This is a genomic window from Gluconobacter sp. NFX36, from assembly GCF_049887835.1.
Classification (GTDB): Bacteria; Pseudomonadota; Alphaproteobacteria; order Acetobacterales; family Acetobacteraceae; genus Gluconobacter; species Gluconobacter japonicus_A.
The window spans coordinates 216,783-238,892 of record NZ_JAGEKJ010000004.1; the positions used below are offsets into that span (position 1 = coordinate 216,783).

General features: G+C 57.9%; 24 protein-coding genes and 1 pseudogene. 10 read left to right on the forward strand and 15 right to left on the reverse strand.

Features of this window, described 5'->3' with window-relative positions; translation table 11 throughout:
• Positions 1-19: 19 nt before the first annotated feature.
• The 3 genes from J4P41_RS05930 to J4P41_RS05940 form a co-directional block, all read right to left on the reverse strand.
• Positions 20-901 carry a CDP-alcohol phosphatidyltransferase family protein gene (locus J4P41_RS05930; RefSeq protein ID WP_034880465.1) on the reverse strand — a complete coding sequence of 294 codons (882 nt, stop codon included), beginning with the start codon at positions 899-901 and terminating at the stop codon, positions 20-22.
• Positions 902-915: 14 nt separating this feature from the next.
• A complete protein-coding gene (locus J4P41_RS05935; protein WP_010501976.1) occupies positions 916-1,593 on the reverse strand; it encodes a phosphatidylserine decarboxylase in 678 nt (225 codons plus the stop codon).
• Positions 1,594-1,654: 61 nt separating this feature from the next.
• Entirely contained in the window at positions 1,655-2,371 is a 717-nt protein-coding gene (locus J4P41_RS05940) for a methyltransferase (RefSeq protein WP_426066411.1), read from the reverse strand.
• A 41-nt stretch (positions 2,372-2,412) separates the two neighbouring features.
• Between J4P41_RS05940 and gloB the strand changes: the two genes are divergently transcribed.
• Positions 2,413-3,129: a hydroxyacylglutathione hydrolase gene (gene gloB, locus J4P41_RS05945; protein WP_062016992.1), complete on the forward strand. Its 717-nt coding sequence runs from the start codon at positions 2,413-2,415 to the stop codon at positions 3,127-3,129.
• Between the two features lie 53 nt (positions 3,130-3,182).
• Here gloB and J4P41_RS05950 read toward each other — a convergent pair whose 3' ends face one another.
• From J4P41_RS05950 to J4P41_RS05985, 8 genes are all read right to left on the reverse strand, one after another.
• Complete coding sequence (locus J4P41_RS05950) at positions 3,183-3,338, reverse strand: hypothetical protein (protein ID WP_007282826.1); 156 nt, start codon at positions 3,336-3,338, stop codon at positions 3,183-3,185.
• A gap of 19 nt (positions 3,339-3,357) precedes the next feature.
• Complete coding sequence (cydB, locus tag J4P41_RS05955) at positions 3,358-4,383, reverse strand: cytochrome d ubiquinol oxidase subunit II (RefSeq protein WP_426066412.1); 1,026 nt, start codon at positions 4,381-4,383, stop codon at positions 3,358-3,360.
• Positions 4,384-4,389: 6 nt separating this feature from the next.
• On the reverse strand, positions 4,390-5,814 hold the full coding sequence (locus J4P41_RS05960) for a cytochrome ubiquinol oxidase subunit I (protein WP_426066413.1): 1,425 nt from the start codon (positions 5,812-5,814) through the stop codon (positions 4,390-4,392).
• Positions 5,815-6,024: 210 nt separating this feature from the next.
• On the reverse strand, positions 6,025-7,092 hold the full coding sequence (locus J4P41_RS05965) for a DUF2125 domain-containing protein (protein WP_426066414.1): 1,068 nt from the start codon (positions 7,090-7,092) through the stop codon (positions 6,025-6,027).
• 271 nt (positions 7,093-7,363) lie between these two features.
• Positions 7,364-8,101, reverse strand: coding sequence for a lysophospholipid acyltransferase family protein (locus J4P41_RS05970; RefSeq protein WP_426066415.1), 738 nt, complete (start codon positions 8,099-8,101; stop codon positions 7,364-7,366).
• A 44-nt stretch (positions 8,102-8,145) separates the two neighbouring features.
• A complete protein-coding gene (locus J4P41_RS05975; RefSeq protein ID WP_062023710.1) occupies positions 8,146-8,739 on the reverse strand; it encodes a YdcF family protein in 594 nt (197 codons plus the stop codon).
• Positions 8,736-9,635 (reverse strand): cell division protein FtsX, encoded by a 900-nt coding sequence (locus tag J4P41_RS05980; protein WP_426066416.1) that lies wholly within the window; start codon positions 9,633-9,635, stop codon positions 8,736-8,738. The genes J4P41_RS05975 and J4P41_RS05980 overlap by 4 nt, the downstream gene beginning before the upstream one ends.
• Positions 9,632-10,303, reverse strand: a complete 672-nt coding sequence (locus J4P41_RS05985; RefSeq protein WP_010501960.1) for a cell division ATP-binding protein FtsE — start codon at positions 10,301-10,303, stop codon at positions 9,632-9,634. The genes J4P41_RS05980 and J4P41_RS05985 overlap by 4 nt, the downstream gene beginning before the upstream one ends.
• A 122-nt stretch (positions 10,304-10,425) precedes the next feature.
• On the opposite strand from J4P41_RS05985, the pseudogene J4P41_RS05990 reads away from it, so the two are divergent.
• Together J4P41_RS05990 and J4P41_RS05995 are read left to right on the forward strand one after the other, a co-directional pair.
• Positions 10,426-10,518, forward strand: a pseudogene (locus J4P41_RS05990) (zinc-ribbon domain-containing protein); the annotation flags it as partial.
• A 15-nt stretch (positions 10,519-10,533) separates the two neighbouring features.
• Positions 10,534-10,911: a hypothetical protein gene (locus J4P41_RS05995; protein ID WP_426066451.1), complete on the forward strand. Its 378-nt coding sequence runs from the start codon at positions 10,534-10,536 to the stop codon at positions 10,909-10,911.
• A gap of 6 nt (positions 10,912-10,917) precedes the next feature.
• Here J4P41_RS05995 and J4P41_RS06000 read toward each other — a convergent pair whose 3' ends face one another.
• Positions 10,918-11,328: a hypothetical protein gene (locus J4P41_RS06000; protein WP_426066417.1), complete on the reverse strand. Its 411-nt coding sequence runs from the start codon at positions 11,326-11,328 to the stop codon at positions 10,918-10,920.
• A gap of 117 nt (positions 11,329-11,445) precedes the next feature.
• Here J4P41_RS06000 and J4P41_RS06005 point away from each other — a divergent pair, with 117 nt between their 5' ends.
• From J4P41_RS06005 to J4P41_RS06025, 5 genes are read left to right on the forward strand one after another with little or no spacing between them, the layout of a single operon-like run.
• Entirely contained in the window at positions 11,446-13,266 is a 1,821-nt protein-coding gene (locus tag J4P41_RS06005) for an ATP-binding protein (protein WP_426066418.1), read from the forward strand.
• Entirely contained in the window at positions 13,263-15,197 is a 1,935-nt protein-coding gene (locus tag J4P41_RS06010; protein ID WP_426066450.1) for a response regulator, read from the forward strand. The genes J4P41_RS06005 and J4P41_RS06010 overlap by 4 nt, the downstream gene beginning before the upstream one ends.
• 50 nt (positions 15,198-15,247) lie before the next feature.
• Positions 15,248-15,826, forward strand: coding sequence for an ATP-dependent protease subunit HslV (gene hslV / locus J4P41_RS06015; protein WP_175266225.1), 579 nt, complete (start codon positions 15,248-15,250; stop codon positions 15,824-15,826).
• Position 15,827: 1 nt separating this feature from the next.
• Positions 15,828-17,150 carry an ATP-dependent protease ATPase subunit HslU gene (gene hslU / locus J4P41_RS06020; protein WP_426066419.1) on the forward strand — a complete coding sequence of 441 codons (1,323 nt, stop codon included), beginning with the start codon at positions 15,828-15,830 and terminating at the stop codon, positions 17,148-17,150.
• Positions 17,151-17,163: 13 nt separating this feature from the next.
• A complete protein-coding gene (locus J4P41_RS06025; RefSeq protein WP_426066420.1) occupies positions 17,164-17,598 on the forward strand; it encodes a SufE family protein in 435 nt (144 codons plus the stop codon).
• A 66-nt stretch (positions 17,599-17,664) separates the two neighbouring features.
• On the opposite strand, the gene J4P41_RS06030 is transcribed toward J4P41_RS06025, so the two are convergent.
• The 3 genes from J4P41_RS06030 to J4P41_RS06040 all read right to left on the reverse strand — a co-directional run bounded on the left by J4P41_RS06030 (position 17,665) and on the right by J4P41_RS06040 (position 21,169).
• Positions 17,665-17,874, reverse strand: coding sequence for a hypothetical protein (locus tag J4P41_RS06030; protein ID WP_034880455.1), 210 nt, complete (start codon positions 17,872-17,874; stop codon positions 17,665-17,667).
• Positions 17,875-17,957: 83 nt separating this feature from the next.
• Entirely contained in the window at positions 17,958-18,569 is a 612-nt protein-coding gene (locus J4P41_RS06035; protein ID WP_426066421.1) for an energy transducer TonB, read from the reverse strand.
• A gap of 173 nt (positions 18,570-18,742) precedes the next feature.
• A complete protein-coding gene (locus tag J4P41_RS06040) occupies positions 18,743-21,169 on the reverse strand; it encodes a glucose/quinate/shikimate family membrane-bound PQQ-dependent dehydrogenase (protein ID WP_426066422.1) in 2,427 nt (808 codons plus the stop codon).
• Positions 21,170-21,473: 304 nt separating this feature from the next.
• Here J4P41_RS06040 and rpmI point away from each other — a divergent pair, with 304 nt between their 5' ends.
• Positions 21,474-21,674 carry a 50S ribosomal protein L35 gene (gene rpmI, locus J4P41_RS06045; RefSeq protein WP_010501937.1) on the forward strand — a complete coding sequence of 67 codons (201 nt, stop codon included), beginning with the start codon at positions 21,474-21,476 and terminating at the stop codon, positions 21,672-21,674.
• A 14-nt stretch (positions 21,675-21,688) separates the two neighbouring features.
• Complete coding sequence (rplT, locus tag J4P41_RS06050; protein ID WP_007282845.1) at positions 21,689-22,048, forward strand: 50S ribosomal protein L20; 360 nt, start codon at positions 21,689-21,691, stop codon at positions 22,046-22,048.
• Positions 22,049-22,110: the final 62 nt, after the last annotated feature.

Consider the following 22,110-nt stretch of genomic DNA (forward strand, 5'->3'; position numbering starts at 1 on the left):
CCCGGCGGCTTTTTATGTTTCAGGCGGGCTCTTCGTCCACCGTTTCCGACATATCTTCGGCGGCTTTTCTCAGCCGGTGATAGGAACGGCGGGAAAACGGCAGAATGGCGACATAGAACAGACCTGCCGCAGCCAGTGCTCCCCACGGATCAGCAACGAGAACAGCGGCATAGAGGCCGGTTCCCAGCATCAGGGGCAGTACGTATCGGGCTGGAACCTTGAAGTTCTTGAACGACCACACAGGAAGTGTGGACACAAGAAGAAGGGCCGTCAGGATAAGGCAGATGGCGGAAACGATCGGTTCACGCGCAAAAGCCGACAGCCCTTCGGCGTGCATGCGGTCTGCTTCCAGCCCAAGAAAGACCGGGAACAGGACGATGCCTGCACCGGCAGGAGCGGGAACGCCCGTGAAGAAATTCGCGGAGTAGTCCGGCTTGTCGTCATCATCAAGGCTGGCATTGAAGCGGGCCAGACGCAGCGCCATGCAGACCGTGAACATGATGCACGGGACAAAAGCATAACGCCCGGCATCTTCCAGGCACCACATCAGCAGCACAAAAGAGGGGGCGACGCCAAAGCACACGAAATCCGACAGGCTGTCGAACTCTGCGCCGAACCGTGTGGTTCCGCGTAGGAGGCGCGCGATCCGTCCATCAAGGCCGTCGATACAGGCGGCGATGAGTAGCGCGACAGCTGCGTGCTCGAACTGGTGTTCCAGTGCAAAGCGCATCCCGCTCAGCCCGGCGCAGAGGCCGAGCATGGTCAGGATGTTGGGAATCAGCCGGTTAAAGGACGGCCCCCGCACGCGTGTGCGGGGAGTCCGTCCCATACGGCGGAGCCTGCGTCGGATGCGACGTCGGCGGGCAGGACGGGAGATATCCGCCGTTTCAGGAGTGGTCATGGAGGCGTTCTGGCTCAGAGCTTCGCCAGGACGGTTTCGCCCCCGATCATGGTCTGACCTTCGACGACAATCGGTTCAACACCTGGTGGCAGATACACGTCAGTACGGGAGCCGAACCGGATCAGACCGAAACGCTCGCCTGCTTCCAGATGGTCGCCTTCTTCAACGAAGCACAGGATACGACGGGCAATCAGGCCCGCAATCTGCACGACGCCGATATTGCGACCATCCGGCAGGGTCAGGCGGATTTCGTTGCGTTCGTTGTGTTCGGAGGCCTTGTCGAGGCTGGCGTTCAGGAACTTGCCTGCATGATAGGCGATTTTCGTGACCTGACCGGCGGCTGGCATACGGTTGATGTGAACATCCAGCACGGACAGGAACGTCGAAACGCGCCAGACGGGTGTGCTGCCCATTTCCAGAGCAGGCGGTGGCGAAACCAGCGAAACGCCTGTCACGCGGCCATCGGCTGAGGCCAGAACCAGGTTCGCACCCGGCGGCGGTGTGCGCTTCGGGTCACGGAAGAAGTACAGGCAGAACGCAGAGAACGCGATGCCTGCCTTGCCGAGAAGGCGCGTGCAGCGCCATGGCGTCGCGCGACCGATGAGCCCGACGAGGGCACCGGCGGCGAGGAAAGGAGTCGCGGCGCGATGCGGCGGCGACAGGACGAGCTTGAAGGACTGGATCAACGACATGGAACGCACTCTTACGGCACAGGGAGTTTGGGTCAAGAATTCGCCACAAAGAAGGCGTTTTTCAGGCAGGTTCCGCAACCTGTCTGGGAATGGCCACGCGGCTTTTTTCCTCCACGAGAGGCAGGCCTGCATAAATGTTTTTACGGGCCAGCACGATATGGACGCCGGCACAGGGAAACCGGGCTATTTTTCCAAGTCGTTCGGGGAGGGCTCCTGAAAGGCCTGAAAGCAGGGCCGGGGGCGTCATGAGGGCGCCCGTATGCTGCTCGATGCGGAACAGTCCCTGTTCAAGAAGTCGCGTGATCTGGCCTGTGCTGAAGGGTGTTCCATGCCCGAAAGGGGTTGCATCCGTATGAGCCCAGCAGCCTGACCGGTTCGGGACGACGAGGATCAGGACGCCATCATCTGTCATGACTTTCCAGATGGACCGGAGGAAATCCGGTGCTGATCGGGTAAACTCCATGCCATGAATAACCATGATGGCTTCCATCGACAGATCATCGAAAGGCAGTCGTCCGCTATCGACCATGCAATCCTGAGCGGTATGCGGAAAAGCATTTTGTGTCTGCGGATGCTGAAGGCGGGCTGAGACAGCGTAGGCTGCATGGGATGGGAGATAAGGGCCAGGATAACCGATGCCGAGAAGGCGGCGTGTTTGCAGATCCGGCACCAGTGTTTGCAACCTCTGGTTCAGAAGTGCCGCAGTGCGCGTGCCTGTCCGGCTTCCGTAGAAGGTCGCGGCATCTTCGGAACGGGTACGTGTCAGGCGCGTCAGCATGGTATGTATCTAATCAGCAAGCGAAGACCAAAGGAACCGTCATGTCACTCGATATTCAGTCTATCCCGGTTCTGTCAGACAATTATGTCTGGCTTCTGACAGCAGGAGACGGCACCCGTGCTGTTGTGGATCCGGGAGAGGCCGGTCCGGTCATGGATGTTCTGGGTGAGGGGCGGCTGGATCTGATTCTTCTGACCCATCATCATGCGGACCATACAGGTGGGGTAGATGCACTACGAGAACGCTATGGCTCTAAGGTCTTCGGTCCATCACAGAAGCCGGAATGGCTGCCTCGACTGGATCGTGGTCTCGAAGATGGAGACACGTTTTTCATTGGCGACGTGGCCGTAGAGGTTCTGCTGACGCCGGGCCACGCTGTGGGGCATCTGTCCTATGTTGTTCCGGAAGTGCCCGCGCTTTTCTGTGGAGATGTTCTCTTCAGCGCTGGATGTGGGCGTCTGCTGGAAGGGACGGCGGAAGAGCTGTTCCGGAGTCTGCATCGTTATGATGCTCTTCCAGAGGATACGCTGGTCTGTGCGGGGCACGAATACACGCGCTCCAACATTGCTTTCGCGCTGTATGTTGATCCGGAGAACGTGGCGCTCAAGGCGAGGGCAGCCGAGGTGGAAAGGCTTCTGGAAGCAGGACGCCCGACATTGCCGGTGTCTCTTGGTACCGAACGGGCGACAAATCCGTTTCTGAGAGCGCCAGATGTGGCGCGCTTTGCGGAATTGAGACGTCAGAAAGATACGTTCTGACGGTAATAAAAAACCCCGCCTTTGTAAGGCGGGGTTTTTTGTTCCGGGGCAGGTCAGTGATGACCGCCGAAAATGATTTTCTTGAGGAGTTCGGCTCCCACGCCAACGACGAGAACGCCGCTGGCCCAGAAAAGAACGAACCACCCGACCCGTTTCATCCAGGCGACAGGGCCTGTTTTCTGATCGGGTTTTCCGTACTCGATTCTCATGATCCGAACTCCCGGAAAATCAGTGGTAGTGGTGCTCTGCCGTCACTTTTCCGCGGAACACGTAATAGGAATAGATCGTGTATCCGAGAATGACCGGCAGCAGGAACATGGCGCCGAAAAGGACGAAAGCCTGACTGCTCGGTGGGGAAGAAGCCTGCCAGATGGTGATGGTCGGCGGTACGATGTACGGCCAGACATTGATCCCCAGTCCGGAGAAGCACAGGAAGAACAGACTGAGCGTCGAGATGAACGGCAGCAGGTGCGACTTGCGGTTACGCAGGCCCAGGAGCAGTGCCCCGGCAACAGCTACGACAGCCACCGGAACCGGCAGAACCAGAGCAAGCTGCGGCCATTCGAGCCAGTGTTGCATGTAGGTCGTGTGAAGCTGTGGCGTCCAGACGGACACAGCCACGATCGTCAGCAACATCAGGCCAGCGAGCGTGTAGGAAACGCGACGCATCGTGTCCTGAAGTTCACCTTCACAACGCCAGATCAGCCATGTGGAGCCCAGAAGCGCATAGCCGATGGTCACGGCAGCACCACAGAACAGGGCAAAGGGCGTGACCCAGTCAAGGGAGGTACCAACGAAGACGTTGTTCTGAACCGGGATGCCCTGAACGAGCGTGCCAAGGATGACGCCCTGCATGAACGCCGCGACGATGGAGCCACCGCAGAACGATGCGTCCCAGAAAAGCTGTGACCGTGCGGACTTCATCTTGAAGCGGAACTCGAAAGAGACGCCGCGCAGGATGAGAGCCAGCAGCATGAACAGGATCGGCAGGTACAGCGCGGGAAGGATCGTGCCGTAAGCGACCGGGAAGACGCCGTAGAGTGCGGCGCCCCCGAAGATCATCCAGGTTTCGTTGCCGTCCCACACAGGGGCGACCGTGTTGACCATGACGTTGCGGTGATCGTGATCGCGTTCCTTGAGGAACAGGACGCCGATGCCAAGGTCAAAGCCGTCAAGGATGACGTAGAGGAAGATGGCAGAGGCCGCGAGAACGGCCCAGACCACGGGAAGCCAGAAGGCGGCGGATTCGGTCATGATCGCTTACTCCGCCAGACCAGCATTGTGGGGATGGTGAGACACCTGCGTCGTACCGGCAGACATGTGCGGCTCGTGCTCGGACGGACCTTCTTCACCCGAATGAGGTTCCTGGGCAAAGCTGCGCAGCAGGATCGTGATACCGCCTGTGAAAACGATGAAGTACACGATCACGAAGGCGATCATGGACGTTGCCATGCTCGGCAGGGCGATTTCCGACACACTGTCAGACGTCTTGAGCAGACCGTAAACAGTGTAGGGCTGACGACCCACTTCCGTCGTGATCCACCCACAAAGCAGAGCAATGAATCCCGCCGGAGACATCCAGAGCGCAACGCGATGCAGAAGAGCGTTGTTGTACAGGCTGCCCTTCCAGCGCAGGAACAGGGACCACAGACCGACCAGAACCATGAGCGAACCCAACGCGATCATGATGCGGAAGGAGAAGAACAGCAGGGGTGAGTACGGGCGCAGATCCTTCGGATAGTCCTTGAGGCCCGGCACCTTGCCATCAAGGCTGTGCGTCAGGATCAGGGAGCCGAGGAGCGGGATCTGGACCTTGTAGTGCGTCGTCTCGTTTTCCATGTCCGGAATACCGAACAGGATTTCCGGCGCGCGACCTTCAGACTCCCAGTCACCTTCCATCGCGGCGATCTTGGCAGGCTGGTATTCCAGCGTGTTCAGACCCTGCGTGTCACCGGCCAGAAACTGGACCGGGGCAACGATGGCGGTCATCCACATGGCCATGGAGAACATCAGGCGGACCTGTTCGGACGCCTGACGGCCTTCACGACGGGCCTTCAGCAGGTGCCAGCCAGCGACGCCAGCCACGATGAACGCGACGGACAGGAAGGCTGCCAGTCCCATATGCACGAGGCGGAACGGGAAGGAGGGGTTGAAGATGATCTGCCACCAGTTGCCCGGCAGGAAACGCCCCGTAGCTTCATCAATGATGTAGCCCTGTGGCGTCTGCATCCAGGAGTTGGAGGCGAGAATCCACGTCATGGAAATCAGCGTGCCGATCGAGACCATGCAGGTTGCACCGAAATGCAGCCCTTTGCCCACGCGGTTCAGGCCGAACATCATAACGCCGAGGAATCCGGCTTCAAGGAAGAAGGCCGTCATCACTTCATAGGCCAGCATCGGGCCGAGGATGGGGCCAGCTTTCTGCGAGAACTGGGACCAGTTGGTGCCAAACTCGTAGGACATGACCAGACCGGAAACCACACCCATCGCGAAGACGACGGAGAAGATTTTCAGCCAGTATTTGAAGAGGTCCAGGTAAGCGCTGCGTCCGGTCTTGAGCCAGAGGCCTTCAAGAACGGCAAGATAGGCAGCGAGCCCGATCGAGAATGCCGGGAACACGATGTGAAACCCGACTGTGAACGCGAACTGGAAGCGCGCAAGAAATAAAGCCGACAGGCCGAACATTGCGATGGTGCCTTCTGCTTGGACGGCGGATCGCAGAACCAGCCCGGAAGGAGCCGTCAGCTACGCTCGCGCCTTAGAAGTCAGGAAAAGAGCGAAGATCATGCGCACCGCACTGCACACATGACCCGGACCTGAACCCTGAAAGCCGCAGCACGACAAAAGTTTTTGCCTGCGCCACGATTTTGACAAAGATCAAGACATTCCCCGCGTCTACTCTCGCGAATGTGATACGTCAATTTTTTGTGTGAGGATATTTTGCAGAAGGGTTTCCAGAGGCATCGGAAAATGTCCGTTGAAGACCGGTATATCCAGACTCACCGACTGATTATTCCTGACGATGACCGGCGATTGGTTGTGGAGAGTGCGCTCCAGAATGATCTGAAGGTCAGGCGAAAGAGCGGTTCGGACGGGAACTGTCTTCAAAAGCTGCTCTGCCGCCTCATGCCAGTTCAGCAGCGTAAGTGTGAGATGACCGGTGGCGGCGGGCAGATCAAGGGCTCCGGAAAACGACAGGCGATTGGCGTCTCCGAATGAAAATGTCGCTGTTTGCAGGAGAAGACGGTCATATCCCTCAAGAGCGAAGAAAGAAGCTGTGTCTTTCCGTGTTGAGGATGTCAGGGCTGCTATGAAGCGGACGTCTCTGGCGGAAAGCTGAAGGGATGGAAGAACTGGCGAATGGAGGGATCGGGCGGAGAGTTCAAGCCCCAGCCGTGTTGCCCCGTAAGCGGCGTGTGGGACTGCGAGCAGGCGTCCGCTTACTTCGGTCAGCGACGCGGACTGATCCAGTCCTTCTGTCGTCAAGGCAAGCTCTGCCGAAGGCGCCTTGAACGTCGTGTTTTGATCTTTTGAGAACCGCAGATGCAGATCCTGCGACAGGACTGTGGCCTGAGCGGTCAGGGAGAGGAAACGTGCTGCATTTCTGCCAGACAGGAAGACAGGCAGGTCTGTACGCATCAGATCCAGCCATGATCCTCCCGCTCGGAGGGTTGTTCCGCTCCATCCTGCGTCAAAGGGGGCTGCAGCAGTCTGCTCGTGGCGCAGGCGTGGGGAAGACAGGGTAACCCATGCGCCAAATGGCCATCCACCAGATGAGGTCCGTTCGACCGTGGTGGTCCATCCTGCTGTCTGAAGGGTCATGCGACAGGTGGCAATTTCTCTTTCGATCATACGCGTTGTACGCCACCACAGAAGGGTGTCCGCGCAGAGAAGGACTGTCACGAGACAGGCAATGACAAGGCCCGGTTTGAGGTAACGGGCAGTATTGAGAGAAAGCTTCACTGAGCCTGTCTTTATGAAGACGGATGTAAATCCTGTTTCTGGCAGGTCTATTTTATCCCCAAAAAAGGATTGAGGGAAAAAACAGTCACGCGAAAAATGGCGGGGCGTCAATATGACAGAAAAAAGGCAGAGATTTGGTGGCGAAATTCCAAGAAAATCCCGGAAAAAAGCGATTTTCGGGAAAGCCTTGGAAACTGGAAAGTTTCTTCCTTATTCCTGCCGCGTAAAGGTATGAAATATCATCATCTCTCAAGGGAAGCCGAAGCGTTTCTCATTCCACAGAGTTATCCACAGGATCTCGTGGCAATGCGTGAGTTGCGCACAGTTCGTCCCATGCATTTTCCAGCGCTCCGGTGAAGGCGCCGCGCCCTTGCGTCGCGGGGAGAGGTTTGCCAATGGCGACCTTCAGAATGCCCGGTCTTTTGTGCCAGGGGGAACGGTCCCAGAAGAGGCCGGAATTGGTGGCGACCGGGACGACAGGGACACTGGCTTGTCGGGCGAGAGCTATGATCCCGGGCTGAATGGACTGCCGTTCTCCGGGGAGGGTTCTGGTCCCTTCGGGGAAGATGATAATCTGGCGGTTCGCTGCATGAGCGTCTGCGCTGTCTTTCATCATGGTCCGAAGGGCTTTGGAGCCGTCGCTGCGCTTGACCGGTATCATGCCTGCAAGGATGAGCATGGGGCCGACGAGAGGAATGCGTGTGAGTTCCTGTTTGATGATGTAGGTCGGCAGAGGCAACAAATTCATCCAGACAAACCCGTCGAAAAAGGACTGGTGTTGCGAGGCGATCAGGCATGGGCCTGAGGGAATGTTTTCCTGGCCCGTGATGGCGATGCGAACAGAGCAGAGGTGTGAGAAGCCAAACAGAGCCGCTCGGGACCAGAGTTTGGCGTAGCTCAGGGCCAGATCCTTTCGGCCTAGCGCGCGTATCGGCAGGGCGCCGAGCCCCATGATCAGCGTAAGGAACAGGAAATACAGATTGAACAGCAGGCCGCGGAATATGCTCATGATGCTGTCTGCTCACCAGAAAATGGCCCGTTAGACAAGGGCAATCAGTGTGTGGTCAGACCCGCTTTTCCATCAGGAAGCCCTGTAAGGTTGCCGAGTTCGGCTCCAAGAAGCTTGAGATATTCGCGAACAAGAAGATGCAGGGTCTGGCGCGTTAAAGGGGCTTCCAGTGCGGGGGGCAGAACGGGATATGGCACCAGATCCAGTTCCGGTGCTGTACGATGCAGTTCCACGATGGCGCGCCGGATATGATACCCGGCCGTGACGACAAGCAGGCTGTGCAGCTTGTGTTCCCGCGCCCATGTGGTGATTTCATACGCGTTGCCGATTGTACTGACGGCGCGGCGCCCCAGCGTGATGCGGGCGATCATGTCGTCTGACAGGGACTGTCTTTGCAGTTTTGCCAATTGGTCGAGCGTGACATGTGGCCCGACACCCGAAATAAGAAGGAGCTGGCCGTATCCGCCCTTGAGAAGGGTCATGGACGTGTCGATCCGTGACTGTCCGCCTGTGAGAGTGACGATTCCGTCGCAGACCGTTGCGACCTGGGGAGGCTGTCTGGAGTCATGGATGAACCACGCCAGACCAAGGGTCCATATCAGAGCGGTCAGCAGCAGGATGGAGGCGGCGGCTCTCAAGGCAGTCGTCTCAGCCAGACGAGAACCACACCCTGTGCCGTGAGCCAGCCAAGGCAGGCCGCAATGAAGGGCAGTGCTCCCAGTTCTTTCAAAAGAGACGACGGAAGGATGCGCAGAGTGGTCCACCAGCCATCAAGCGTCGTTGGAAACGCAGTTGGAAGTGCGGATTGATGCGCGAAAGGTGAAAGTGTCGTTGCAAGGGAGGTTGTGAGCGGCGTGAGCAGAACCAGTCCTGCGATGCCACCAAGGAAGCTGAGGAGCGCAGCGCGACCTGCGATATGGCTCGAAATAGTGAGGTCGGCGGCGCCGAGGGCATGCACAATCTCCACCGCACGCTTCTGCGCAGCCACGGAACGTCGAACGGTCATGCCGATCGAGAGGGCGGCGATGGCTGCAATCAGGGTCACAGCCAGCCATGCGCAACCGGTCAGGCTTGTGCCGAGGCGCTCGAGTCTCTGGCCCCATTGAAGGTCTTCCTGAAGAACGGCTTCCGGAAGTGTATCGTGGACTGTCGTGGTCAGGTCGGTTCCAGGAGTGTGAGCGACGATCAGGACTTCAGGAAGAGAAAGGCCCGGTAGCCCTTTGTGAGAGCCTACAGGTTGCCCGAGCCACGGAGAAAGAAGCTCCTGTACCTTGTCGGTCGAGAGTTTCTGGATGTTCGTGACACCATTCATTGCTTTCAGGGCTTGGATAAGTGCGTTCGTTCGATCCGACGCATTCTGGATATCCGTGGGGATTTCGATGGTTGCTGCACTATGAGCGGCCCGGGACCACCCTTCGGCCAAAGCCTGAATACCCGTCAATCCGGCAAGGGCAAGCCCTGCCAGAAGGGTCATGAGGGCAACGAGAAGTGGCAGGCTGCCGGAGCGCAGGCCGGGAGAGACGCGGCGGCTCATGGTGTGACAGCCTGTGGATCAAGCGTGCCGTCGCGAAGCATGATGGATGGTGCAGGGGCTTCTCGCACCAGTCCTTCATTATGGGTGGCAACGATGACGGTGGTTCCGAGATCAATAAGTTCCTGAAAGGTGGAGAGAAGACGTCTGGCCTGAGACTCTTCGAGAGCATTGGTGGGTTCGTCTGCGAGGAGAATATCGGGGCGTCCGATCAGGGCGCGGGCGATGGCAACGCGCTGCTGTTCTCCGCCTGAGAGAATGGTAGGGCGGGAGTGTGCGTGGGCGGCAACATCCAGCCATTCCAGAACGGAGAAAACTTCCTGCCGGATATCGCGCTCTGACCGGCCTCGTAACCGAAGCGGGAGGGCAACATTGTCAAAAACGGTCCATTCCCCGATCAGACGATAATCCTGCGGTACAAATCCGATGCGCCGCCTCAGATTTCTTAAAGCCCCCCGGCTGGCGTTGGTGATGGATGTTCCCAGAATATCCATCTGGCCAGACGCAGGGCGTGCACCAAGGGTCAGAAGCCGTAGCAGGCTGGATTTGCCTGCGCCCGATGGCCCAAGCAGCCAGCGGAATTCACCCTGCGGAATGTTCAGCGTCATGCTGTGCAGGACGGGTTGCCCAACGCCAGCAGGTTTCAGAGACACATCGCGCAGCCGGATCATGAATGGGCAATCAAAGGTGTTGCGGGTACATTAACCATTTATTAACGGTAACCCCTTCATATGGGCAAGCCAGTTCAGATCAGGCTGATGTCGGTAGAGCCTGATTGTTGAAGGATACTGTGATGCGTCTCGAATGTCCCCACTGTCATGCGGTTTTTGAAGTGCCTGAGGCACTTTTGGACCATGCACGCCGGTTGCGCTGCGCAAATTGTGGGGAAAGCTGGGAGATAATGCCTTCCGAGCCTGAAGTGCAGGAGGTTGAAGGAGGCGATCAGGGTGTGGCGCAACCAGTGGCCCTAGAGGGAGGGTCGGATGAGCGACAGGATAACGACGCGGACTTTCTGAAGCCTCAGTCAGTTGGGGTGTGTAGTCTGGCTGCAAGAGAGATCGAGCGTCGGCAGGCTGTGCTGCATTCCCGCTCATCTGTTGGCGCGCCAACTGGATCAGAACCCATGGCTCGAAAAATGATTGGCAGTACAGGGCGCTGGCTGGCCGCATGGGGTGTCAGCCTTGCCATGGTCGGGGGTGGTGCCGTTGCCGCATGGCACTGGAAAGCGGGGGAATTGGTCCACCTGTGGCCAGGTGTGGGTCATTTTGTTTCCCCCTGAGCTTTCTCACATGTTGCGGGCGGCCAGCGCGGAAAGTGTGGCTCCGATCGCGGCGAGACCCATGAGCAGGAAGCCGTCGAACATCAGAGAGCCCGGCGTCAGCAGGTGGCTGCCAATCTGAAGATGCGTCGGGAGTGTACCGGCGACGTGATTCATGATGTCCTTTGCCTGCGGGTCGGCGCTGGCAGCGCTGGTTGTAATGGCACTGACGATATGCGGCAGGATGTACCAGCCCAGACCCAGGATCAGCAGCAGTGGAGCCAGCAGTTCGGCCACCTGCTGGGCGAAGTAGAAGACGAAATAGCACACGGACCAGATCCCCGTCCGGATCAGGGCCCCGGTTGAAAGAGGACCACTTTCCCCGCTAGGGGTGTTGAGCAGGCGATCCGTAATGTTGCGGGAGGGCTGAATGTCCATAGATACGGCTTCCACTGGTCCGGTAACGGGAGTTAGTCTTCGCCCCTTGGAAATCGGACGAACATCAGCTTCGGACTAGCTGCAAGAGGCCGTCAATGCAAACATTCCGTCACCGTCATGCTGCCTTCTGATCTCAAAACTCCGTCTGGAGTGACGGAGACGGCACGCGTTCTGCTCGTGGAGCCGGATGATACCCATGCCCAGCGGATCTGGCGTGTTCTGCTGAAAGAAGGTTTTGCCGTCACCTGTCTGGGGAGTGGCGAGGCCGCGCTGGGCATGGTCGAAGACCTGATGCCCGATCTTGTGGTCGTCTGTTCAGAACTACCGGGCATGACGGGCGGTCAGCTTGCGCGGCGTCTGCGGCTGGATGCGCTGACCCGGACCATTCCCATCCTGATGCTGACGGAAGACGCGTCTCCGGGCGTGGAGCGTGAAGGACTGGAGAGCGGGGCCGATGCCTATATTTCCAAATCAGCGCATCCGGATCTCCTGGTGCTGCGCATGCGTGCACTTTTACGGGAGGGGCCGGAGCTTCTTCAGGTAGACGAAGCCTCCCGCCTGCGACGGGCCAGAATCGTGATCGTCAATTCTCCCCGCGATGAGGAAGAAGACGAGGAGATTTCCGACGATGCGCCTGAGACGACGCTGGGCGAACTGCTCTGGCGCGATGGTCATACGGTTACGTCCATCGAGCGGTCTGATGATCTGATTGAAGGTGGCTGGTTGCGGGGCGCGGATGGGCCTGACTGTCTGGTCCTGGAACTGGGAAGCGGCGAAGAGGATCTGAAGTTCTGCTGGCTGCTCGATGCCCGCCGGCAGGCCGTGCTTGAGGCGGGTGGTATTCCCTTCCGGACGTTGGGCATTGTCGAGGCGTCGCGATTCAGACGGCAGTCTTCCGGCGAGTTCTTCGAAGCAGGCATTGATGATCTGGTGCCTAGCGATATTGCCATCGAAGCACTGGCGATGCGGATCAGGACGCTGGCCCAGCGGCGTATGGCGCAGGATGAATTTCGCCAGCAGGAAATTGAACGTCAGCAGAATGCTCTGACGCTTGAGGCTGCAAGAGCCAAAGCTGAAATGGCCGAGGCACTGGCGCAGGCCAACATGGAACTGGCCCGGACGAATGAGCAGCTCATTCAGGCGCAGTCCAAACTCGTTCAGACCGCCAAGATGGCGTCTTTGGGTGAGTTGGTGGCGGGCATCGCGCATGAGATCAACAATCCTCTGGCGTTTACGATCGCTCATGCGGATACAGTTGAGCGGACCCTGAAACGCCTTCAGACGATGGGTGGCCCTGAAGAGGGGGCTCCTCTCATGCAGAAGGGAATTTCGCGCCTGGAGTCCATGAAGCTTGGGCTTCAGCGTATCCAGAACCTTGTTTTGAGTTTGAGGCGCTTTTCGCGGCTGGATGAGAGTTCATTCCAGACGGTTGATGTTCCTGGAGCACTGGAAACGGCTCTGGCTTTGCTGGGGCACAAACTTGGGCCGGATATCGTGATTGAGAAAGACCTTCAGGCACCGGCGCATCTGGTCTGTCAGCCTGCATTTCTGAATCAGGTTGTGATGAACATTATTTCCAACGCAGCGGATGCACTGGCGGACATGTCCCCGGAAGGCGGTCCTGTGGAAGGGCGGATTGTTATCACGTCGCGCTTGGAAAACGGTCGGTATGACATGACGATCAGCGATGACGGGCCGGGTCTGCCATTTGAGTTGAGAAACCGTGTCTTCGATCCGTTTTTCACAACAAAGCCTGTTGGTACCGGAACTGGATTGGGGCTGGCGATTGCCTATAGCGTCATGGAAGCCCACGACGGAACCATCGAAATCACGGATGCCAATCTGCCGGATGGCCGAGGAGTGGGAGCTTGCTTCCGGCTCAGCCTGCCCGTGACAATGACAGAAGAGGGGCCGGTTGCGACTGGTCGTCCCGTATGAGTGTATGGAGTGCAAAGGGGCCAAGTCGTCCCCGGATTCTTCTGGTGGATGATGAGGAGGAAATCCTTGTCGCGCTTGAGGACTTGCTGGAAGACCAGTACGAAATCCTCGCCACGACGGACCCGTTCAGGGCGCTGGATCTTCTGCGCGCGCATCCGGATGTCACAACGATTATTTCCGATCAGCGGATGCCGGGCCTGACGGGCGATCAGCTTCTGATGAAAGCGCGCGCGTTTTCCGATGCGCGCAGTATTCTTCTTACGGGGTATGCGGATCTGGATGCCGTGGTCTCGGCGCTCAATCTGGGGCAGGTGCAGGCCTATGTGCACAAGCCCTGGGATTCGGATGCGCTGAGGTCTTTGGTGGGGGAAGTTACGCAGCATTGCGTGGCCCAGCGTGCCTTGCAGACGGAACAGGCGCTGTTGCGCGGGTTGATGGATGCGTTGCCCATCGGACTGGTTTTTTCGGATGCGCAGGGACGATGTATCCGGAGTAATATTCTGGACGAAACGGTTCAGAATGTTGGCGATGAACTCCTGCATTTTCCTGAAACGCTGCGCGAAGACGTCCGGCAGATGCGGGAAGACGTTCGGCAGAGCGGTCAGGAAGAGCGGTTGATCGCGGAAAGCGTTCCCGACGAAGAAAGTGGGACGACGCAACGCTGGCACGAACTGACGCGCCTTGCTCTCGCATGGCCGGAGAATGTCCCTTTGTCGGAGCGTTGGCAGGTCAGCATGGACCGCGATGTCACCCGCCGGGTCATGATGGAAAGCCGGTTACGTCAGGCGGACAAACTCCAGTCTCTAGGAACGCTGGCGGGGGGTATCGCGCATGATTTCAACAATCTTCTGGCAGCGATTTCTGGATCTCTCGAGTTGCTGGAAGATATGGTAGATCTGGATGAGACATCCGGTGCACTCGTCAAAAATGCTATGGAATCTGCGCAGCGGGGCGCAGTTCTGACGCGGCGGCTTCTTCAGTTCGGGCGCCCGCGGGAGGCAAGGCTGGCTCCGGTACGGTTGCAGGAGCTTTTGCCGGGGCTTGAGGCTTTGCTGGTGCAGAGTCTCAAGCGCAGAACAGGTGGGGGAGATGCCGCATGTGTTCTGTCTCTCGGCGAGCTGGCTGCGGATTTTCCTGCGGTCTGGTCGGATCAGGATCAGCTTGAAATGGCGCTTCTCAATCTGTGCGTAAATGCGCGTGATGCGATGAGCCAGGGAGGAACTGTAAGGGTTTCGGCCCGTCTGGTCGGGCAGAAATTCGACACTTTGCCACCGGAATGTTGTCTTGAGCAGGCCGTAGCGATTGATGTGATCGATGAAGGCGAGGGCATGTCTCCAGAGGTGATGAAGCGGATTTTCGATCCGTTTTTCACCACGAAGGATGTGGGGCGTGGAACCGGCCTTGGTCTGTCCAGTGTCTATGGTTTTCTGAGCCGGAGTTATGGCGAGATTGTTGTAGACAGCACGCCCGGGATCGGGACGTGCATGACCCTGATTTTACCCGTGGTTCGAGCAGAAGTCATGGCCGAGCAAAAGGAGCAGGGCCAGGCGACTGTTTCTTTGCGTGTGCTTGTGATTGATGATGAAGCGCCTGTCCGGATGGTGACAGCCGGGTTCCTTCGTCATGATGGGCATAACGTGAGCGCTGTCTCGTGTCTTGCAGAGGCGCTGATGGTTGTGGACGAAAGTGAACCGTTCGATCTCGCGGTGATTGACATGCGGATGCCGGATCATGACGGTCCCGCCTGTGCAGTGGCCCTCATAGAAAGGCTTCCGGATCTGAAGGTTCTGTTCATTAGTGGACATACGGACATTGTGCCCATGCAGGGCTCAGAAGAGCCTCTTGCCAAACCGTTCACGCATAAAGGGTTGCAGTCCGCGATCCAGCGCCTGATGCAGCCTTCTTCAGCACAACCTGGCGTCATGATCTGAAATCGAGCGCCCTCTTGTCAGTGAAAAAGGCAGCCCCATCTTTTCAGGTGATGTCTTACCAAACTACTCCCCACGATCCGGTCGGCTGGCATGGCACGACCATTCTCTGTGTCCGCCGCAATGGGCAGGTTGCCATGGCGGGGGACGGGCAGGTCTCTCTCGGAGCGACTGTTATCAAAGGCAATGCGCGCAAAGTTCGGCGTATTGGTCCGCATGGCAAAATCCTTGCGGGCTTTGCTGGGGCGACCGCTGATGCCTTCACATTGCTGGAAAGGTTAGAGGCAAAACTCGAGCGCTATCCGGGGCAACTCGAACGGGCCTGCGTCGAACTGGCAAAGGACTGGCGAACGGATCGCTATCTGCGCCGACTGGAAGCCATGATGGCCGTTGCCGATGCGGAGCGCTCCTTCACGCTGACAGGAAATGGCGATGTACTGGAACCGGAAGATGGCATCGTCGCCATTGGGTCTGGCGGGAACTACGCCCTGTCGGCGGCGCGGGCGTTGATGACGGTTGAAGGTCTAAGTGCAGAAGAAATCGCGCGCCGGGCCATGAAAATTGCAGGCGATATCTGCGTTTACACGAACTATTCCGTGACGCTGGAAACACTTGGCGGGGAGGCTTCCTGATATGGCCGTACCAAATTTTGCACCCCGCGAAATTGTCTCCGAACTTGATCGCTTTATTGTCGGGCAGTCCGATGCCAAGCGCGCTGTCGCAATTGCCATGCGAAACCGCTGGCGGCGGTCCCAGCTTCCGGATGGACTGCGGGACGAGGTTGTTCCCAAGAACATTCTGATGATCGGCCCGACAGGGTGCGGCAAGACGGAAATTGCCCGTCGTCTGGCGAAGCTGGCTCAGTCACCGTTCCTCAAGGTCGAAGCCACGAAGTTCACGGAAGTGGGCTATGTGGGCCGTGATGTGGACAGCATCATCAGGGATCTTGTTGAAGTCTCGCTGACCATGCTGCGCGAAAGCCGTCGCAAGGATGTGCAGGAAAAGGCTCGGGCAGCGGCTGAAAACCGTTTGGTTGATGCGCTTGTCGGGGAAGGGGCCACGGCCGATACAAAGGTCAAGTTTCGCCAGATGCTTCGGGACGGAACGCTGGAAGACAAGGAAATCGAGATCGAGATTGCGCCTGATCCACAGACCGGAGGTGGTAAGGAAGGCAGCGATATTCCTGGTTTACAGTCTGGGCAGATCATCAGCTTCAATGACATGATGAAAGGCTTCGTGAACCGGATGCCTTCACGCAAAAAGCTGAAGGTGTCTGTGGCGCGGGAACAGCTTATTCGGGAAGAGGCCGACAAGCTTCTGGATGATGACGCACTGAAGCGCGAGGCCGTGGAGCATACCCAGAACCATGGAATTGTCTTTCTGGATGAGATCGACAAAGTCTGTGCGACGTCCGAGCATGGAACGCGGAGCGGGGATGTCTCTCGCGAAGGCGTGCAGCGTGATTTGCTACCTTTGATCGAGGGTACGACGGTCAGCACGAAATATGGTTCTGTGAAGACGGACCATATTCTCTTCATCGCTTCCGGGGCCTTCCATGTCGCTAAACCGTCGGATCTGCTGCCTGAGTTGCAGGGGCGTCTCCCCATTCGTGTGGAACTGTCAGGACTGAACCGGGACGATCTGAAACGTATTCTGATGGAGCCGGAACACTCGCTTCTCAAGCAGTATGTCAGTCTGCTGGGAACGGAAGGTGTCACGCTTGAATTCGCGGATGACGCGGTAGACGCGCTGGCGGAACTGGCTGCCGATATCAATGAGCGTGTTGAAAATATTGGCGCGCGACGTCTGGCAACCGTTCTCGAAAAGCTGCTGGAGGACGTGTCTTTTGCGGCTTCCGAGCGCAAAGGCGAGACCGTGAGGGTGACGGCAGAGGATGTTCGTGACAGGGTGGCGCCACTTGCCCGCAAGGGTGATTTGAGCCGCTTCATTCTGTAACGGAGACTGATTTGTGAGTGATGCCTTCCTTGCGCCGCAAGAAGAAACTGCTGCCGCTGCCATTGAGGAAATCGAAGCCGAGCTGGCCATGTTCGACGACTGGATGGAGCGGTATCAATACATCATCGAGATGGGGCGCAAGCTGCCTGTTTTTCCGACAGAATGGCAGGACGACGCCCATCGTGTTCCGGGGTGTCAGAGCCAGGTCTGGCTTGAAGCGGAAAATCGTGATGGCCGGCTCTTTTTTGCCGGGGCTTCGGATGCTGCGATTGTGCAGGGTCTCGTAGCGTTGCTGCTGCGGGTCTATTCGGGACGTCCCCGCGAGGAAATTCTTCAGACGAACCCGGTTTTCCTGCACGATATGGGGCTGGTCAAGGCACTGTCTACCAATCGTGGAAACGGGGTCGAAGCCATGGCGCAGGCTATTCTCAAGCGCGCTTCGGCCTGATTTTCTGCTGTATTATGTAAAAGTAAAAGCCCCTGCCAACTTTGCTGGCAGGGGCTTTTTTTATGCTCAGTTGGATGGCTGTGCCGCCTGAGGGGCAGGAGCATCACACTTGGTGAACTTGCCCTTGGCGTCGCGACAGGGCTTTGGCTTCTTTGGAGCCTCGCATTTGGTGAATTTGCCTTTGGCATCGCGGCAGGGCTGGGACTTGGCGTGTGCAAGCTGGCCGCCAAAAGCAATGGTGGCGCAAGCAAGAAGAGCGACTTTACGAAAGGTCATGTTTAGCCTCTGTACAGTTTTGCCCTGAAACGACAGGGTTTTGATGCAGGGAATGGACTGGACTGCCCTCTGGACGCAAGGTTTCACTGAAATCCGTCGTTCTTATTTTTTGCGTCTGACGACCAGTCTATGGTGCCATGATAAGGTGCCGAAACGGGTTGTCCGTCTTTTATGGCTGGAAGGTATCGAGCCAACGTGAAATAGGCGAGTGTTGCCTGTCTCAAAATTTCTGGTCCCGGACTGGCGGCACAGTCATGTGCAATGCCCGCCATATCAACCTGGCACGTTACAGTAAATCTTCCTGAAATATCTTTGTCATTGGCAAAATCTGGATAGTACGGAAATGCAGTGTGCGCGTGATCCAGGGCAGGGGTAGTCGCTGTTTTTCCAGTTCGAAAGGGAATGGTGTCTTCCCAGTGACTTTCTATGGGCTGGCCGTATTTATAAGCGGGTAAAAATTTGGATGAATAAGCATAAGCTTCCGCGGCCAGCGCGAAATCTGGTGCGGTAGCGGATGTCTGGCAGCTTCGAGGCTGACCTTTTTCCGTAATGATGCAGAGAATGTGGGCTGAGCCCCCATGTCGTGCTTCAAGTTCGGCTGGTGGATACACCAGGTGCCCGCGATGATTGGGATCCAGAACCGCTATTACGGGTGCGGTATCGTCGCTATGCGCGGGAAAAGGGACAATTGCCAAGAAGGCCGAGATGGTGAGAGCTATTCCGTACCGAAAAACAAGCACTGTACCCTCACTGTAGGAATGTATTTCATAATGTAACAGAAGTTTAGAAAGTTTTTGTTGGGATTTGAAGATAAAAAAGGGGCACCCGAAGGTACCCCTTTTCTGAAAATCAATGCTTTACCGAGTGATCACTTCTGATCAGCAAGGCTATAAGCAATCAGGTCATCACCCATGACTGTCGGGAAGGAGTTATGACCACCTGCGTAGGTGACCACGAACTGCTTGCCATTGACGGCATAGGTCATCGGCGTGGCCTGTGCTCCGGCCGGCAGACGGTCCTGCCACAGGGTCTTGCCCGTCGTCAGATCGTAAGCGCGGATGTAGTAGTCCATCGTGCCCGTCAGGAAGCCGACGTTACCAGCCGTGGAGAGCGGGCCGCCAAGGCTCGGAACACCGATCTTGATCGGAGGCAGCGGGATGGGCAGGGAGCTGCCGTGCATGGAGTCACGGAGCGTACCGTTACGATGCTGCCAGACCACCTTGTTGGTGCGCAGGTCGATACCGGCCACATAGCCCCAGGGTGGCGTGCGGCAAGGCATCTTGATGCCGAGCGGCAGCAGAACCGGGTCCATGAACGGATGCAGGTCAACAGCATACGGGATGCCATAGTTCGGCTGAAGGCCGGTTTCGCCACCAGAGCCCTTTGCGTTGGGTTCCGGCCAGAGCGGGTTGCCCGGACCGCGGGGAACCAGACGGGAGACGAACGGCAGGGAGATCGGGTTGGCGAAGGCCACCTGACGCTGTGGGTCAACCGACAGGCCGCCCCATTCGAACATGCCCAGATCGCCCGGGAAGACCAGCGTGCCCTTGAGGGACGGCGGCGTGAACGGGCCTTCATAGCGCAGGGAGTGGAAGTAGATGCTGCAGAACATCTGGTCGAAGATTGTGCCACCCCAGATATCGGCATCGGAGAGCGGGTTCTTCGGACGAAGCGTCAGCTGCGACATCGGCTGCGTCGGGCTGGTGTGATCGCCCGGAGCTGCACCACCTGGAACTGGTGTTTCAGGAGCAGCGACGACTTCCTTGCCTGTGCGACGGTCGAGAACGAAGATATCGCCTGTCTTGGTCGGGATGTAGATCGTCGGAAGGATGGAACCGTCCTTCTGGGTAACGTCTACGAGGCTCGGCTGAGAGGGAGCATCCATATCCCACAGATCGTGGTGAACGGTCTGGTAGTACCAGGCCAGCTTACCCGTGTCTGCGTTCAGTGCAATAACGCCTGGAGCATAACGCTCGGATTCCTTGGTGCGGTAACCGCCCCACTGATCCGGCGTGCCAACACCCATTGGGATGTAAACGAGGTTCAGGGCCTTGTCGTAGGACGACACGATCCAGGAGTTCGGGGAGTTAGGATGGAAGACCGGATGGTCTGCATCCGGCATCTGGTTCGGGTCCGGGTTGGACGCATCGAAGACCCAGACGCGCTTGCCGGTGTAAACGTCAAATGCCTGCGTTGCGCCCGATGCCTGCTTGATGGAGCCGTTATCGGTGATGGCGCTGTTGGCAATAATCAGCTTGTCGGTAATGACCGGCGGAGACGTCGGCTCATACATGCCTGGCGTGACGTAAGGCTGGTTCGGCTCGCGCAGATCCAGTTCGCCGTCATTGCCAAAGCCGGAACACTTCTGCCCGGTTTCTGCATCGACTTCGACAAGGCGACCGTCGTTGACCGGCAGAATGATACGCTTGGCGCAATCCGTCGGAGCAGGGTTGCCATCGCTGTCCGTTGCATCAGCAGGCGTCTGATGGAAGCTCACACCACGGCAGGTCAGATGCTGGAAGCCTGGATTGACCTGAAGATGCGGATCGAACGTCCACTTGACGTGGCCTGTTGCGGCATCAACGGCCCACAGTTTCTGGTGCAGCGAGCACAGATACAGTGTGTTGTCGAATTCGATCGGGGTGACTTCGTTGGTGGCTTCGCCCGGATCATTCGGTCCCATCAGATCCTTGGTGTGGATGTGCCATGCCACCTTGAGGTTCTGAACATTGGTCGAATTGATCTGCTTCAGCGGAGACCAGCGATCGCCAGCCTGCGTACGGCCATAGGCGTGCCATTCGCTGTCCGGTACGTTGTCCGGGTCAGCCGGGGCTGCATTGGTAAGCTGCGTTGGCAGATTGCCGCTGATGTCATGCGGGTCCGTGAACAGACCGGCGATGAGCACCAGAATCGCCAGGCCAACGGAACCAGCGAGTGGCAGCGTCGTCGCGCGGGTGCCGCCGATCTGGCGGGACACGAACGGGATCAGCAGCCAGATACCGAGAATGATCACAATATCGGAGCGGGGGACGAGGCTCCACAGGTCGAGGCCGACCACGGAGAGCTCCCACACAACCGTTGCGAACACGGCAGCAGCAAAGAGCCACAGGGCAGCCGGATTACGGCGCCATGCAAGGACAGCCGTTGCGAGAAGCGCAAGGCCGAGAATGAGGTAATATAGTGGGCCGCCGAGGGATGCGGCCCAGGCGCCGCCCACGGTCAGGATCGCGCCGCAAAGCGCGAAGACCGCGGCCGTAATCAGGGCCCAAAGCCCTGGCCGGGAAGATGTGCTCATGATGTTCCTAGAGCTGTTATTTGGTGCAGCACTTGACCTTCGGACAAACACATAGAAGCGCATTAAGAATCAAGATGTCAGAAGGTTCATCTTGCTCACGTCACTGTGAGTGAGATCACAGTGACGTGACTTGAAGAAAGGCTCGTCTTTTGCTTGCGCGTTAAAGAAAATAAAGTCCTTGGTAGAATCATCCAGATGGGATAAGGCAGCCGCTCCGTGTACGCGTCCGGGCCTCAAGTGGCATGCCCGGCCGTGCAGAGTCCCGCTTTTGTGGGACCAATCGTTTACGGCGAGGGAGACCGAAATGCCCAAGATGAAGACCAAGTCGTCGGTCAAGAAGCGGTTCAAGATCACCGCGACCGGCAAGGTAACATGCGGCCCAGGCAACAAGCGCCACGGCCTTATCAACCGTCCGCAGAAGATGAAGCGCACCAACCGTGGTCCTCAGACCATGACGGACATGGACGCTAAGACCATCAAGCAGTGGGCGCCCTACGGGCTCTAAGGAGATAAGGTAACATGGCACGTGTTAAGCGGGGCGTAACGACGCACGCCCGTCACAAGAAAGTTCTCGACCTCGCCAAGGGTTACCGCGGCCGTTCGTCCACGAACTACCGTATTGCTCTGGAGCGCGTTGAGAAGGCGCTGCGCTATGCGTATCGCGACCGTCGCAACAAGAAGCGTGATTTCCGCGCCCTGTGGATCCAGCGTATCAACGCTGCCGTCCGTGAGCACGGTCTGACGTACAGCAAGTTCATCAATGGCCTGGACAAGGCTGGCATCGAGATCGACCGTAAGGTCCTTGCTGCCATTGCTTTCGACGACGCAGCTGCATTCGCAGAAATCGTCAAGAAGGCACAGGCCGCTCTCGCAGCCTGAGCTTTTCAGACCTGATCCCCACTTGTGGGGGCTGGTGACTGGCGGGCCGTCCTGTTATCAGG

Bases quoted from the DNA above. Each gene is read 5' to 3' on its own strand.
- J4P41_RS06005 (WP_426066418.1), top strand. From the start codon at position 11,446: ATGCTGCCTTCTGATCTCAAAACTCCGTCTGGAGTGACGGAGACGGCA.
- J4P41_RS05985 (WP_010501960.1), bottom strand. From the start codon at position 10,303: ATGATCCGGCTGCGCGATGTGTCTCTGAAACCTGCTGGCGTTGGGCAA.
- J4P41_RS06010 (WP_426066450.1), top strand. From the start codon at position 13,263: ATGAGTGTATGGAGTGCAAAGGGGCCAAGTCGTCCCCGGATTCTTCTG.
- J4P41_RS05950 (WP_007282826.1), bottom strand. From the start codon at position 3,338: ATGAGAATCGAGTACGGAAAACCCGATCAGAAAACAGGCCCTGTCGCC.
- J4P41_RS05940 (WP_426066411.1), bottom strand. From the start codon at position 2,371: ATGCTGACGCGCCTGACACGTACCCGTTCCGAAGATGCCGCGACCTTC.
- J4P41_RS05995 (WP_426066451.1), top strand. From the start codon at position 10,534: ATGCCTTCCGAGCCTGAAGTGCAGGAGGTTGAAGGAGGCGATCAGGGT.
- J4P41_RS06040 (WP_426066422.1), bottom strand. From the start codon at position 21,169: ATGAGCACATCTTCCCGGCCAGGGCTTTGGGCCCTGATTACGGCCGCG.
- J4P41_RS05980 (WP_426066416.1), bottom strand. From the start codon at position 9,635: ATGAGCCGCCGCGTCTCTCCCGGCCTGCGCTCCGGCAGCCTGCCACTT.
- J4P41_RS05930 (WP_034880465.1), bottom strand. From the start codon at position 901: ATGACCACTCCTGAAACGGCGGATATCTCCCGTCCTGCCCGCCGACGT.
- J4P41_RS05970 (WP_426066415.1), bottom strand. From the start codon at position 8,101: ATGAGCATATTCCGCGGCCTGCTGTTCAATCTGTATTTCCTGTTCCTT.
- J4P41_RS05960 (WP_426066413.1), bottom strand. From the start codon at position 5,814: ATGTTCGGCCTGTCGGCTTTATTTCTTGCGCGCTTCCAGTTCGCGTTC.
- hslV (WP_175266225.1), top strand. From the start codon at position 15,248: ATGTCTTACCAAACTACTCCCCACGATCCGGTCGGCTGGCATGGCACG.
- hslU (WP_426066419.1), top strand. From the start codon at position 15,828: ATGGCCGTACCAAATTTTGCACCCCGCGAAATTGTCTCCGAACTTGAT.
- J4P41_RS06000 (WP_426066417.1), bottom strand. From the start codon at position 11,328: ATGGACATTCAGCCCTCCCGCAACATTACGGATCGCCTGCTCAACACC.
- cydB (WP_426066412.1), bottom strand. From the start codon at position 4,383: ATGACCGAATCCGCCGCCTTCTGGCTTCCCGTGGTCTGGGCCGTTCTC.
- rplT (WP_007282845.1), top strand. From the start codon at position 21,689: ATGGCACGTGTTAAGCGGGGCGTAACGACGCACGCCCGTCACAAGAAA.
- J4P41_RS06030 (WP_034880455.1), bottom strand. From the start codon at position 17,874: ATGACCTTTCGTAAAGTCGCTCTTCTTGCTTGCGCCACCATTGCTTTT.
- gloB (WP_062016992.1), top strand. From the start codon at position 2,413: ATGTCACTCGATATTCAGTCTATCCCGGTTCTGTCAGACAATTATGTC.
- J4P41_RS05935 (WP_010501976.1), bottom strand. From the start codon at position 1,593: ATGTCGTTGATCCAGTCCTTCAAGCTCGTCCTGTCGCCGCCGCATCGC.
- rpmI (WP_010501937.1), top strand. From the start codon at position 21,474: ATGCCCAAGATGAAGACCAAGTCGTCGGTCAAGAAGCGGTTCAAGATC.